Origin of the sequence: Singulisphaera acidiphila DSM 18658 (assembly GCF_000242455.2) — a bacterium.
GTDB classification, from domain to species: domain Bacteria; phylum Planctomycetota; class Planctomycetia; order Isosphaerales; family Isosphaeraceae; genus Singulisphaera; species Singulisphaera acidiphila.
Genome location: NC_019892.1, coordinates 978715 through 992549 on the forward strand (window position 1 = coordinate 978715; position 13835 = coordinate 992549).

Below are 13835 nucleotides of genomic sequence, written 5' to 3' on the forward strand. Positions count from 1 at the left end.
TTCTGGTACGCAACCTGCCTATTGAGGACCGCGTCGAACCGGCATTGCGAGAGTCAATCAACTCCTGAGATTTGAGCCGGAGTCGAGGAGGTCTGATGCGGATTGCAGCAAGGCATCGTGGTGGGTGGCTCTTCTCGTCCCAGATCGATGAGGCGAGGCAGCACCAAATCCGGATCAACGGCGAGTGGGTTGATGTGGTCCAGATGGGCCAAGGGGATCCACTGGTTTTGGTACCGGGTCTGGCGGGTGGTTGGAAGCTTCTGGCTCCGCTCGCGTCTCAATTGGCGCGGCACTACCAGGTCACGATTCCGGGGCTGCGTGGGGATCGCTTCCCGATGGGGAATTCCTGCGTGAGCGGGTTGAGCGATCACGCCGCAGACCTCTCGCAATTGATCGAGCAGCTTGGCCTTGAGCGGCCGTCGCTGTTCGGCGTCTCGTTCGGCGGGGCGATTGCCCTCGAGTTGGCCGTCGAGCAACCGCATCGGATCGGGGCCTTGATCTTGCAAGGGGTCGTGCCGAAGTTTCGGACGAACCTGGGCACGACGATCGCCCGGCGCGTCCTCGAGCGCTTCCCTCTTCCCACCGACAACGGCTTTTTGAACCAGTTCTTCAACCTGCTGCATGGCGGGAAGCCGGAACCGGGCCCCTTGACCGACTTCGTGGTCGAGCGGTGCTGGGAGACTGACCAGGGCGTGATGGCGCGTCGGATTGGGCACCTGGAATCGTTTGATGTCTCCGATCGGCTCTGGAGGATCGACGTGCCCACCCTCGTCCTGGCCGGGACGCGCGACTCGATCGTTCCGCCGTCTCGCCAGCGCGCCTTGGCGGCTGACATCGCAGGGGCCCGCTATGCGACCCTTGAGGGGGCCGGGCACATTGCCTTCCTCTCGCACCGCGAGGAAGTTGCGCGACAGGTTCGCCGATTCCTTCGCGAGATCAGCCACTCGCATTGCTAAAATTGCGGTTTGGTTCCGCGCTGACTTTCGGTCAATCTTATGAAAGCACGCCATCCTCGGCTCGAGGGCGGCGTGCTTTCCGTGTTTGAAGCCAGGCCGTACTGCAGGCAATCAATCAGGATGTGAAGAGGTTGGAAATTTATGGCGGCGTCTCGAGACCACGAACTGATGTCATTCACCCTGGAGCGAGCCCTGCGGTGGGGGGCGGTGGCTCACGACGGGCAGTTTCGCAAGGGGGAGAAGACTCCTTATTTCGAACATGTCGTGGCTGTGGCGATGATTCTCGACCGGATCGGATTCGATGAGGCCGTCGTCATTGCCGGTCTGCTCCATGACGTGGTCGAGGATACCGAGACGACCCTCGACCAGGTTCGTGAGCGGTTTGGGGACGAGGTGGCCAAGACGGTCGAGGCTTGCTCGGAGATCAAGACCGACGGAGACGGGCGGAAACGCCCTTGGATCGATCGCAAACGCGATCACCTCAAGGCGTTGGTTGGCGCTCCGCTCGAAGTGAGGGCGGTCATCCTGGCCGACAAGCTGCATAACCTCTTGAGCATTGCTTGCGACCTCGAGGAGGGGCGTTCGGTCTGGTCCATGTTCAATGCTCCCCGCGCGGACGTGCTCTGGTATTACCGATCGACCGTCGACCTCGTCGGCGCGGGCGATCCGCGACTCGAGCAGCTTGCGGAACGCTGCCGCCAGCTCCTCGACACGCTTGCCAAAGACGCGCGAGAAGGCGTGGACGAACCGGTGGAAACGCTGGAAAATCGAGAAAAATAAGGGTCGAAGAGTTGATTGACGCGTTTCCGTTGATATAGTGGAAGTGTCAGCCGGGGACACACAACCAGGCTGACTTACGGGTCGTACGAGCGTGGTACGACTGGCAAGAGCTCGCTCTCGCCCGAGGCTGGACTCCCGCGAGACCGGGGAGGCTTTTCGTAAAGGAGGTGACTATAGTGTGTAGTGATAACCAGAGGCGGCTCGCCTAACGGCAGCCGACGGGTTGCCCGTCGGGCAAGCCGCACCTTTCCGATTGATAGTCTGGCCAGGTCCGAACTTGTTCGGACCTGGTCGCTTTGTCCATAAAGACTTGCAAAACAGTTTGGAGCTCGACGAGCTTGAACCGGTTGACCGCGATCCTCGGCCTCTTTTCCTACCGCAGCTGGTGGTGGTATCCCGTGTTTACGGGTTCCACAACATCAGGTCGCCGGGCCGAGGGCGGTATTTAATCGTCTTCTGATTTGCCAGTCAAAAGTCACCCCAAGGGCCCCGGGACCTGAAATATGGTCTCGGGGTCCTTTTTTTTGTGCGCGTTGGGATCGCCCGTGCCTTTGCGGTTTGCAAAGGGGGCAATCGAGTCGAGAACGACTTCAAGACTTCTCCTTTCTTTTCTGAGGGCGGGTATACCGTGATTGTCGTCATGAAATCGGACGCGACAGCCGAGCAGACGGACCATATGGTTTCGCAGATCACCTCGCTGGGTCTGACTCCCCAGGTCATCAAGGGGACGCACCAAACGGTCATCGCCGCGCTGGGCGAGGAGCGGTCGGGGCTCACCGAGGTATTGGAGTCGGGCCCGGGAGTCGAGAAGGTCTTGCCGATCATGGCGCCTTATAAGCGGGCCTCGTCGGAGCTGAAGAGCGAGCGGACCGTGGTGCGGGCGCTGGACCTGGTGATCGGTGGGACGCGGGTCGCGGTGATCGCGGGCCCCTGCTCCGTCGAGAGCGAGGAGCAAATCGTCGGACTGGCGAGACAACTCAAAGAACTGGGGGCGACCGGCCTGCGTGGTGGTGCGTTCAAGCCGAGGACGAGTCCGTACAGCTTCCAGGGGCACAAGGAAGACGGCCTCAAGATGCTGGCGACCGCCCGCCAGGAGACCGGCCTGGCGATCGTCACCGAGGTCATGGCTCCTGAACATGTACCGTTAGTTGCCAAGTACGCCGACGTCCTCCAGATCGGCGCCCGTAACATGCAGAATTACCAACTCCTTCAGGCTGTGGGAGACTCGGGCAAGCCCACCATGCTCAAGCGGGGCATGAGTGCGACGATCGAAGAGTTCCTTCTCGCGGCCGAATACATCCTCGATCGGGGCAACCCCCACGTCATGCTCTGCGAGCGCGGAATCCGCACCTACGAAGAGCACACGCGGTTCACGCTCCCCCTGGCGACAGTCCCCTACCTCCAGGAAAAGAGCCATCTGCCGGTGGTGGTCGACCCTTCGCACGGCACGGGCAAAGCGCGGTTGGTCACCCCGATGTGCAAGGCGGCCATTGCGGCCGGGGCCGACGCTCTGATCGTCGAGGTTCACGACGACCCCGAGCATGCGGTCAGCGACGGTTCCCAGACGATCACCCCCACCTCCTTCGGCCAAATGATGGCGATGTGCCGCCGCGTCGCCGAGGCCGTCGACCGGACGATGTGACCAAAGCACCGCGACCCCTCGTCGGAGTCCCGTGCGATCAACGCCCGTTTCAATAATCTGTATATGCGGATTGTTGTGGCGGGCGCGGGTCGCTAAAGGTGAACCTGGGAAACATTGGTTCAAAAAATCATTTAACCACGAATGACACAAATGACACGAATTAAGAAAATAGTTAAATAAGTGAAATTTTTTTGTTTATGAAAAAACAGTTAATTATTGTCGGTGATAAAAAATCCTCAACGGATGATTCGTTCTGATTGCAGTTTGGGGTAATGGCCGAAATTGATCAATAAGCCGAGCTTATAGCCTGTTGCCTTGAGGTAATTATGAACTTGCGCTCGGTGTTCGTCGGCGATTTCCTTCGCCGCTTTAATTTCGACGATGATTTTGTCGAAGCAAACAAAATCCGGTTGATATTTTTTGGTAAGTAACCGACCTTTGTAGCTCAATGGCAACTCGACTTGTCGACAGTAGGTGACGCCGCGTCGCTCAAACTCGATTTCGAGACATTCCTGGTAGACGACCTCCAAGAAGCCGCAACCCATTTCATTAGAGACGTCGAAGCAAGCCCCAATAATTTCGTAGGATTCTTCCTTGTAAATGATATCTGGCATCTGAATTTCCTATTCGTGTTATTTGTGTCATTCGTGGTTAAAATCTGCTTTCTTGATGATGAGATATTCTATTTGCCAATGCAGAATCGGCGGAAGATGCGGTCGAGGATGTCGTCGGTGACGACGGCGCCGACGACTTTTCCGAGTTCGTCGACTGCCTGGCGGAGATCGATGGCGACGAGTTCGTCTCCTCCGTTTAAGAGAATCGTGTCGGCCGCCGACCGGAGGGCCTGGCCGGCTCGCTCGAGGCTTTCGCGGCAGCGGGCGCCGGTGCTGGCGGGGAGGTCGCCATCGGCTGCCTGGGAGCGTAGGGCGGCGCTCACGGCGCGGCGGAGCTCGTCGAGGCCCGCACCGGTCGCAGCGCTGGTGGCCAGGAATTCGGGATCGTCGAGAGATGGGTCGATATCCGACTTGGTCCGGACGAGCAGTCGGGGACGGTCAGGCGCGATCGGCCACGACGGGGCGGTCGTGGTGTCGCTCGAGCGGCAGTCGATGAGGAGGTCGGCGCGGGCCGCCTGATCGGCGCCGAAGGATTGGGCTTGGCCCTCGATCGGGCCGGATGCTGGCTCGACGCCTGCGGTGTCGACGAGCTCGACCGTGAGGCCATCGCATTCGCAGAGGGCCGAGAGGTAGTCGCGCGTGGTTCCCGCCTGGGGGGATACGATCGCATGGGCCTGGCCGAGAAGCGCGTTGAATAGGCGGCTCTTGCCCGCGTTGGGAGGGCCGGCCAGCACGACGCGAGGATGGCCGTCGGCCCGGTCTCGCCCTTGGAGCCGTTTGGCCAGGGCGATCATCTCGGCACCTTCGCGGGCCAGGTCGTCGGCCAGGACGGCGCGGCCGAGTGGGTCGACGTCGGACTCCTCGGCGAAGTCGAGGTTCGCCTCGAGGTGGGCCAGGACGTCGAGCAGGCGATCGCGGAGCGCAGTGATCGGGCCGGCCAGGCCGCCGGCCAGTTGTCGGAGTGCAGTGTCGAGTTGGGCGGGGGTCTGGGCGTCGATGACCCCGAGCACCGCCTCGGCGCGGGTCAGGTCGATCCGGCCCGAAAGGAATGCGCGGAGGGTGAATTCTCCCGGTTCGGCGTGCCTTGCGCCTTGGGCCAGGCAGTCGGCCAGAACCAGGTTGACCAAAGGAGGCGAGCCGACCGTGTGGATTTCAGCCAAGGGCTGCCCGGTGTAGGTGCGAGGACCCGGCCAGAGGGCGATCGCCGCCGGGAGCATTGGCCGAAGGCCTGTCACGGTCAGTCGGCCGCTTCGGCGCTCGGGAAGTCGGGGAAGAAGCCTATCGTCGTCGGCAGAAAACCGCCCCAGGGCAATCGAGAAAGCGTCAGGGCCGGTCAGCCGGATCAGGCCGCGGAACCCGGGGCCAGGCGGACTTGCCACCGCCGCGATCGTGTCGGTCAGGTCGAGAGTGCTCACTCTTGCAATGCCTTGCCGGCTCGCCGATTCCCGTGGTGGGCACGGCTCACCATCTTCTGTATTCGCTTTTCAAGAAACGAAGGCAGGGAGCGTGATCCGCTCCCTGCTCGCCTTGTGATTGTCGGCCAGAGGCCTTTAACGCCGGCGCCCGCCGGGCTTGGCTCGGGGCTTGCCTTTGTCCTTGTCCTTCTGATCCTTCTCGAGGCGGTCTTTCTCAGAGACGAGTTTGCGGTAGGTTGGGTCTTTGGTGGCCTCATCCATGACCTTTTCCCAGAGCTGAGCGAGCTTGCCGGGAGGCTTGGCGGGGCCGTTGCCCCCTCGCCCACCACCGCCGGGCCCACCTTTGCCACCATTGCCGGAAGGAGGATTCTTATCGTCGCCGGACTGGCCGGCCGCGGGGGTTGCGTGCGTGACTTTGGGGAGCAGCAGCCGCTCGCTGATCTGCCAGAGGCTGCTGGTGATGAAGTAGATCCCCAGGCCCGAGGGCACCTTATAAAACATGAAGGCCATGAAGATCATCATGTACTTCATCATCTTCTGCTGCATCTCGGCTTCGGGCGTGGTCGCCGGAGGCGCGAAGAGCTTGGTCTGTACCAGCATCAAGGAGACGACCAAGAACGGCAGGAGGTTGAAATACTCCCCGAGTAGCGGTAACCCACCCGGGAACGGGAACTTGAAGAGCATGTCGGGCGCGGCCAGGTTCTGAATGTACAGGAACGAGGCGTGCCGCAGGTGGACGCTGTTATTTAAGGCCTGCCAGAGGCCGACGAAGATCGGCAGTTGGATCAGGGCGGGGAGACAGCCGCCGACCGGGTTGACGCCGTGCTTCTTGTAAAGCGCGAAGGTCTCCTTGGTCTGCCGCTCCTTATCATCCTTGTATTTCTCCTGGATTTCTTTCAGGAGAGGCTGCAAGTCCTGCATTTTCTTGGCCGCGAGTGCCTGCTTGCGGCCGAGCGGGAACATGATCATGCGGACCAGGAGGGTCAACAGGATGATCGCGATACCGTAGTTGCCCTTCTTCCCGCCGAAGAACCCCGCAACCTGCTTGGTGAGCGCGTAGATGTGGTCGAGCAATGGCGCGATGACGTAGCGAGCCATCGTTGAGGCGCCGGGAATGCCGAACCACTGATATTTGCGATAGGCGACCAACCCTTCGGCCCCATAAGGGGTCAGCGCGTCCTGGGTCTTCGGGCCGGCGTAGATCGTGTAGGACTGCGAGACGGGATGGTTGGGGCCGACGCTGATCGGGTTTGAGAGGATTTCGAACGAGAGATCCGCCTTCTGGACCGCGTCCGGTTTCGCCTCGATGACCGTGGCGACCGTCTCGCTGATCCGGGGCTCCCCTTCCGGCTCGACGAAGATCGTGAAGTACTGGTTCTCGATGCCCGCGAAGGCCAACGGCAGGGTGGTATTGTCGAACTTGGCGGCCCCCGCCTTGGCAATATCCTGAGCCGCGCGGGTCACGATATTGGTGGGCTTACTCCCCTTTTGGCCGAAGAAGATGTCGCGGAACGTGCTGGTGTACCATTCCCCTTCGATCGGGATCCCGTGCGGGCCGAACAGTCGGTAGACGATCTCCTGTTCTTTCTCCGGGCTCTCGAATTCGGTCGTCAGCGAGAACGCGTCCTCGCCCTTGAAGAGGCGGAACCGCTTCGTCACCGTCACGGCCGGGTCGTCGGCGGTGGTGCGGAAGAGGATCTCCTGGCCGTCGACCTTTGCCTTCGTGAGTGGATTGAGCTTGGTGATCGGCCGAACCGCGCGTCCCTGGTCGTCGCGGACGACCTCCCAGAGGGTCTCAGCCAGCGGCGCTTCCGTTGCGCGACGTGCGGCGGGGAGATCGCCCTCGGGGTTCTCGTCGAGTTCTTCGGTCGCGGCCAACTTGGCCTCTTTGGCCGAGCGCACGGTTAACGCGAACGAGGGGAGGGTATTGGCTTTATCGATGAGCAGTTCGAGCGGTCGTCGCGGTTGTTTTCGCCTCGGGTTCGCCGTATCCAGCTCGGCATCGAACTGGGACGACTTGATGGAGGTGACCCCCGCTCCCCGTTGCTTGAGCCGCACTTCCAGATGATAAGCCTCGGGCGTCTTATCGTCCGCCGAACCGAGAATCATCTCTGAGGCGGGGACGGCAGCCACCTGGGGCGTTGCGGGTTTGGCCTCTTTGGCGGGCTTGGCCGCGTCGGTCCCCTGCTCTTCTTTTTTCGGCTCTTTCGCTTGATCCGTCCCAGGTTTGGTTGCGTCGGCCAGATTGGTCTTCGCGGGATCGAGCTTGGCCTGGACTTGTTGGGGCTTTTTGGGGGGTGGGGCCAGCCCTGTCGCTTCCATTACGTACTGGATTGCCAGAAACGACAAGAAGGTGAGCATCATGAACAGGACAAGCCGCTTCTCATTACTCATCGTGGAGTAAACCTTTGGGACGTGCAGTGTTTCAATCGAATGGGGAGGGGTTGACAGGCGGGCGCGCCGGCGCGTTGGACAGTCGGAGTCCGTCGGTTAATCCGTCGCTCGCCCGGTCAGCGTCCTTGTCGGAGCCTGTCGCCCAGGAACGGTTCGAGTTCGGAGATGGAGTAAATCTTTCGGATGGTGGATTCGAAGTCGTAGGCGAGGCGGCGAAAGCTGACCCGGATCGGGCCGGCCGCGTCCGTAGAACCAGCCGGGGCTGGGGCGTCGGCCGAGGCTGGAACGTCGGCTGAGGCCGCCGTGCCATTGGCCGCCGAGGCGGGCTTGCCGTCGTCGAGGACCACGTAGCAGGCGCGCGGGTCGCCGTCTCGCGGCTGACCGACTGAGCCGACGTTGATCATCAGCTTGCCATCGCCCATGGTGTACTCGTTATCGATCTCCTCGGGGGCATAGAACTGGAAGCCCTCGGTGAAGACCCCTGGGACGTGGGTGTGCCCCTGGAAGCAGTAGCGATCCACCAACTGGAAGAGCCGCTCCATCTTGCGATGGTTATAAATGTCTTCGGGAAAGATGTATTCGCTCAACGGGTTGCGCGGCGATCCATGGACGAACAGAAAGGGATCGGAGCGGAATGTCCGGGGGAGTTCGCCCAGGAATTCCCAGCGGCGCTCGTTGTTCTCGCGGTCGCTGGAGCTTTCGAGCTGCTCACGGGTCCAGAAGATCGCCCGTTCGGCGCCGATGTTGAAGCCATCGGGGTCGAACATCGCCCCTTGGTCGTGGTTGCCAAGGAGTGTCACCCGGCAATTTTCCATCACCCGATCGATGCACTCGCGGGGATTGGGGCCATAGCCGATGATATCGCCCAGGCAGAAAATCTCGGTGATCCCCTGCGACTTGATGTCGTCGAGGACAACCTCCAGGGCTTCGAGGTTCCCGTGGATATCGCTAATCAAAGCACGACGCACCGGAAGGAACCTCCGAAGACGTCCACGGCCGTATTCCGGACCCTGGAAAACTAGGCCATGGTGCCCCACAATCTTTCTGTAGGATAGATCGGTCTTAGGGCGGGGGTCAAGGTCAAGCCCACCCCTGTGTTCCTCTTTACGGAATCGCTCCGCCAAGGTTCGTCTATTAAGGAGTCTGTAGTCGCTTGAACCTCCTGGCCCTCGATACTTCGACAAACCGTGCTGCCGTAGTGGTTGCGACCACGGATGGAGTGGTCTGCGTCGCGGCACCCGACCCCGATCAACGGCATGGGCGGAACCTGATTCCTGTCATCCGCGAGTTACTCCGCGAGGCGAATTTGACCGTGGCCGACCTCGACGGATTCGCCGTCGGCCTGGGGCCGGGATCGTACACCGGTCTTCGGATCGGCCTGACCGCGGCCAAGACCCTCGCCTATACGACGGGCAAACCGCTCGTCGGGCTGGACAGCCTTGAGATCATCGCGCGCAACGCGCCGGGAGAGGAACTTTTTGTCTCGGTCATCGCCGATGCCCAGCGCGGTGATCTCTATGTGGCCAACTTCGCCCGACCCGGACCCGAGGCACCACTGGTCCGCACTTTGCCGACCCGGATCGAGTCCCAGGCCGTTTGGGCGGCGGGGCTGACCGTGCCGACGCTCGTGCTTGGACCCGGTCTGGAGCGTTTGCAGACGCCTTTGCCTGAGCAGGCCCGAACGGCGCCGGCCGAGATGAGTTGGCCCGACGGTGATCGGCTGATTCTTCTGGCCCGCGACGTCTGGGCGGCCGGACGCCGCGACGACCCCTTGTTCCTCGAACCTCAATACCTTCGCCGGAGCGCCGCGGAGGAGCAGTGGGAGCGGAAGCAACCCGCCTCGTAAAGTGAGCCTTCGTGCTTCCCCTTTCTCCCTCATTCCTCTCGTCGGTCCTCAACAAATGGCCGATCCCAACCCGCCGGACTCAATGCCATGACGGCCACTGACCAATCGCGAACGAAGTCGACCTATTCTCTCCAGTGGAATCGGTTTCGGATCATCCGTCCGGAAGAGGACCGGGTCACGTTCCGGAATCGGACGGGCTTGACGGAGGCGGACCTGGCGGGTGCGTTGGTCCTGGACGCCGGCTGTGGGATGGGGCGGTATCTCCGGATGGCTGCGGAGTTGGGGGCTCGGGCCGTCGGGCTCGACTTGAGCGAAGCGGTGCGCGCCGCTCGTGACCTGACGGCCGACCTACCGGGGGTCGCGCTGACCCGGGGCGACCTGCTCCGTCCTCCGTTCGCAACGGGAAGCTTCGACCAGATCTATTCGCTGGGGGTCCTCGACCACACGCCCGACCCGCGCGCGGCCTTCTTGGCGATTGCGCGACTGCTCAAACCTGGCGGGCGGATTGCGATTTGGGTCTACCCTCGGGAACGCCCACTGCTCGAGGCGGTCGTCCGGGTTCACCGTGGCGTTTCAACTCGACTCCCTGTTTCCTGGCTCTTGACGCTGAGTCGCCTGATGGCCCCGGTGGGTGGCCTGAAGCGGCGTTTGATGGCCAGTCCGCGGCGGCTGGTCAACCGCGCCGGGGTTGCTCTTCACCTGCTCACATTCGGGGTCTCGATGCACCCCGACCCTGAGGTCCGGGTCTGCGACACCTTGGACTGGTACGCTCCCCGCTATCTCTCACGCCACACGCGCGAAGAGGTGCTTGCCTGGTTCGCCGAGGCCGGGCTCGTGGATGTCGTCGACCTCTCGGCCGGCCAGGTGTTCCACCACGAGGGCCAGGGCCACGGGATTAACGTCGCGGGGCGACGCCCCGGCTGAGAGTTCTCACGCGATGATATCTTTTTTTTGAAAAACAGATGCGTGCTGATTTCTCGGCCTGACGTTGTCCACTCCCCTCGTCAGGCCGGTTTTCATAATCGAGAGTGACATCGGGCCGTTGCTTGACCGCGAACAAAGGGGGGCCTTAAGATCGTAGAATCCACTTTGTAGGAGAGGCCTCTTTGTGTGCGAGGGGCCGCTCGTCTCATCGTCATCGTTTTTTCGATCATCTTCAGTCAGGTCGGCAAAACGCGGAGTCTTCTTGCCATGGTGCGCTGGATCCTGCTGGCGGTCCTTGTTGTCGTGCTGACGGCGACGGCAACCGTCGTTGTTCAGAGCGTCTCGCTGGAACCCTCGATTAGCAGTGGGCTGGAGTTCCCGTCGGCCTCGGGGAATCGCGGGCCGCTGCCGAAAGCCGTGGTTGATGGTGACTTGACCTATAAGTTCGGGTCGAAGGCGTTGCACACCAAGTTCGAGAGGGACTGGACGATCAGGAACGAAGGAGAGGGTGACCTGATCCTGACCTTGGAAGCGCCTCCTTGCTCTTGCACGGTCGCCGGCTTCATGGATGCAAAGCGCCAGGTGAAGGGCTCGAAGACTGTTCCTCCCAAGGGAGAGACCGTGGTCCACCTCACCTGGGAGACGCTGGCCAACGGCCACTACCACAAGCCGGCCACGCTCATCACCAATGACCCGGAGCGGCCCAAGATCACCTTCGCCGCCGAAGGCGAGGTGAGCCCTGCGGTGATGATTTACCCGCCCCCTGAGAATCAAGCGATCAATGTCTCGGAGATTTCGAGCGACCAGGAAGAGTATAAGGTCACATTCGCCGTCTATTCGCAGGACAAGCCCGACCTCAAGATCACCGAGATGACCACCTCGCTGCCCGACTACATCACGGTCGACCAGAAGGATTTGCCCGAGGCGGTCTGCAAGGAGATCAAGACCGAGGCCGGCCGCCAGGTGACCGTGACGTTCAAACGAGGGATGACGCTGGGCACGTTCCTCCAGGAACTGGTTATCAAGACCGATCACCCCAAGGAACCCGAGCTGCGGCTCACCTTGACCGGGAAGATCGTCGGGCCGATCTCTATGGTCCCGGCCAAATTGCGGCTCTCCGGGATCCCCAGCCAGACGGGGGGGCAGGTCGAGCTGATCATGCTGGTCCAGAACCACCGCGAGACCAAGTTTGAGGTGAGACAGAAGCCGGAGAAATTCAAGGTCGAGATCGCTCCCGGCGATAAAGCCAGTAAGCCCGGCAAATACAGGCTGATCGTTACGGTGCCTCCGGGGATGCCCACGGGAACGGTGAATGAAGAGATTATTCTTGAGACCGACCACCCGTTTGCCAAAGAAGTGAAGGTCCCCATTTACGGCTTCATCCGCGACGCGGGCTGAAGACGTGGTGTTCGGGGAGGACGGCCGCGGTCTCCCCGGTCCGGGAGAGACCGGGTCGATTGGCCTTATCTCTCGACGCGAGGGGCGATATAACATCGTCCTCTATCTAGAGGCCCGTAAGGGTCGACGTCGAGGATCGTTGTGGCCGCATCCTCCGCGATCAGACGTGGGCAAGAGGCCCCTGTCTTCGTCCCCCTCATTCGGGAAAGGATGATGATGTCTCGCTCCTCAATCCGGCCGATGGCCGCCCTGGTGTTGGCCATCGGGCTCGTGGCCTACGTCGGCTGCAACTCTGGAACGGATGGCACGGGGGGGGATCTGCCTGCGGCGAGTCCGTCGCCAGGGGGTGTCAAACCGGGCAGTGCGGGGGCCGAGACCGGCACGAGTAAGAAGCTGTTTGCGGACTGGCCTAAGCCCGTCGCGGCGCTGCTCATCTCGGGTGAACAAGACGGCTACCTCGAGCCTTGCGGCTGTACGTCGGGGCAACTCGGCGGCCTCCGTCGTCGCTATGACCTGATTCGGCATATCCGGGAAACCGATCAGTGGCCCCTGGCCCTGGTGGATCTCGGCAGCTTGGTGAAGGATCCGGCCGGTGCCCGGGGGGGGCCCGAGCAGGTCAAAATCAAGTTCAGCGTGGCGCTCAAGGCTCTGGAGATGTTGAAGTATGACGCCTTCGCGCTCAGCGCCGAGGATCTCAAGGTTGGGGTCGGCGAGTCGCTCGGGCAGATCATCAACCTGGCCGAGAAGCCTCGCGTGGTCGTCGCCAACGTCAAGCCGGCCGAGGGTTTCGATCAGAACATCCGGCCGAGCGTGAAGACCAAGGTCGGTCCCATGACCATCGGCATTACTGCGATTCTCGATCCCGACGCCCTCAACAAGCTCAAGGATGACGAGAAGGATGCGCTGCTGCCCACCATCCTCTCGCCCGAAGCGGCTTTGCCCGGCGTCCTGGCCGACCTCGAGAATGACACCGACACCCAGGTCCTTCTCGTCCAAGGGCCGCCCGAACTGGCCAAGTCGCTGGCTGCGAAGTTCCCTGGCTTCGACATCGTCGTGGCGACGTCGGACTCCGACCCGGACGCCGATCCCGAGCGGCTTAATGGGGGCAAGACGATCCTGGTCAAGGTGGGCACCAAGGGGAAGTATGTCGGCGTTGTCGGTCTTTACAACGATCCAAAGCAGAAGTATCGCTTTCAGCGCGTGCCTTTGAACAGCCGTTACAACGGCGACGCCGGGCCGATGCGCAAGCTGATCGAGGACGATTTCCAGGAGATGCTCAAGCAAGCCGGAGTCGTCGAGAACTTCCCTCGCCGCAATTTCGTCGGCGGCGCTCCGGGGGCGACCTTCGTCGGCGCCGAGACGTGCAAGACGTGCCACCCTGGGACGTATGCCAAGTGGGCTGCCACCAAGCATGCCCACGCGTTCGAGGACATCGTCACCGACCCCAAGGGGGATCGGAGCGATCACCAGTTCGACGCCGAGTGCATCTCGTGCCACACGACCGGCTTCGAGTACAACTCGGGCTGGAAGTCAGCCGCGGCCACGCCTTACCTGAAGGGCAATCAGTGCGAGAATTGCCATGGCCCCGCCTCTAAGCATGTCGAGGAACCCGACAACCAAGAGTTCCGCAAACTGATCGCTCGGACCGCCGCCGGGGCTGACAAGGCAGGGCTCTGCTATCGCTGCCACGATGAAGACAACTCTCCCAAGTTCAACTTTCAGACCTACTGGGGTCAGATCGCTCACTCGAAGCTCGATCAGTACACCGACCCCAAGGTCCACGAGGGCATCAAGCCGGCCACAGCCGGGGCGAGCGAACCGGCGAAGTAAAACGGGTCTGAAGCGAAGTACGCCGGCCGCGTTCGG

11 protein-coding genes are annotated in these 13835 nt (G+C 61.8%); 7 read left to right on the forward strand and 4 right to left on the reverse strand.

Features of this window, described 5'->3' with window-relative positions; genetic code table 11:
• Positions 1–95 precede the first annotated feature (95 nt).
• From SINAC_RS03850 to aroF, 3 genes are all read left to right on the forward strand, one after another.
• Positions 96–956, forward strand: coding sequence for an alpha/beta fold hydrolase (locus tag SINAC_RS03850; RefSeq protein ID WP_015244382.1), 861 nt, complete (start codon positions 96–98; stop codon positions 954–956).
• A 141-nt stretch (positions 957–1097) separates the two neighbouring features.
• Positions 1098–1736 (forward strand): HD domain-containing protein, encoded by a 639-nt coding sequence (locus SINAC_RS03855; protein ID WP_015244383.1) that lies wholly within the window; start codon positions 1098–1100, stop codon positions 1734–1736.
• 628 nt (positions 1737–2364) lie between these two features.
• On the forward strand, positions 2365–3378 hold the full coding sequence (gene aroF, locus SINAC_RS03860) for a 3-deoxy-7-phosphoheptulonate synthase (RefSeq protein ID WP_015244384.1): 1014 nt from the start codon (positions 2365–2367) through the stop codon (positions 3376–3378).
• Positions 3379–3614: 236 nt separating this feature from the next.
• On the opposite strand, the gene SINAC_RS03865 is transcribed toward aroF, so the two are convergent.
• The 4 genes from SINAC_RS03865 to SINAC_RS03880 form a co-directional block, all read right to left on the reverse strand.
• Positions 3615–3992 (reverse strand): GxxExxY protein, encoded by a 378-nt coding sequence (locus SINAC_RS03865; protein WP_015244385.1) that lies wholly within the window; start codon positions 3990–3992, stop codon positions 3615–3617.
• Between the two features lie 68 nt (positions 3993–4060).
• Positions 4061–5407 carry a tRNA modification GTPase gene (locus SINAC_RS03870; RefSeq protein ID WP_015244386.1) on the reverse strand — a complete coding sequence of 449 codons (1347 nt, stop codon included), beginning with the start codon at positions 5405–5407 and terminating at the stop codon, positions 4061–4063.
• A 135-nt stretch (positions 5408–5542) separates the two neighbouring features.
• Positions 5543–7801: a membrane protein insertase YidC gene (gene yidC, locus SINAC_RS03875; protein ID WP_015244387.1), complete on the reverse strand. Its 2259-nt coding sequence runs from the start codon at positions 7799–7801 to the stop codon at positions 5543–5545.
• Between the two features lie 116 nt (positions 7802–7917).
• The gene (locus SINAC_RS03880) at positions 7918–8769 is read right to left on the reverse strand and encodes a metallophosphoesterase family protein (RefSeq protein ID WP_015244388.1); all 852 of its coding nucleotides are present in this window, start codon (positions 8767–8769) and stop codon (positions 7918–7920) included.
• A gap of 185 nt (positions 8770–8954) precedes the next feature.
• On the opposite strand from SINAC_RS03880, the gene tsaB reads away from it, so the two are divergent.
• The 4 genes from tsaB (at position 8955) to SINAC_RS03900 (ending at position 13799) form a co-directional block, all read left to right on the forward strand.
• The gene (tsaB, locus tag SINAC_RS03885) at positions 8955–9647 is read left to right on the forward strand and encodes a tRNA (adenosine(37)-N6)-threonylcarbamoyltransferase complex dimerization subunit type 1 TsaB (protein WP_015244389.1); all 693 of its coding nucleotides are present in this window, start codon (positions 8955–8957) and stop codon (positions 9645–9647) included.
• A gap of 87 nt (positions 9648–9734) precedes the next feature.
• Positions 9735–10571 (forward strand): class I SAM-dependent methyltransferase, encoded by an 837-nt coding sequence (locus SINAC_RS03890; RefSeq protein ID WP_015244390.1) that lies wholly within the window; start codon positions 9735–9737, stop codon positions 10569–10571.
• A gap of 267 nt (positions 10572–10838) precedes the next feature.
• The gene (locus SINAC_RS03895; protein WP_015244391.1) at positions 10839–11969 is read left to right on the forward strand and encodes a DUF1573 domain-containing protein; all 1131 of its coding nucleotides are present in this window, start codon (positions 10839–10841) and stop codon (positions 11967–11969) included.
• Positions 11970–12179: 210 nt separating this feature from the next.
• The gene (locus SINAC_RS03900; protein WP_154673647.1) at positions 12180–13799 is read left to right on the forward strand and encodes a multiheme c-type cytochrome; all 1620 of its coding nucleotides are present in this window, start codon (positions 12180–12182) and stop codon (positions 13797–13799) included.
• The last annotated feature ends 36 nt before the right edge of the window (positions 13800–13835 follow it).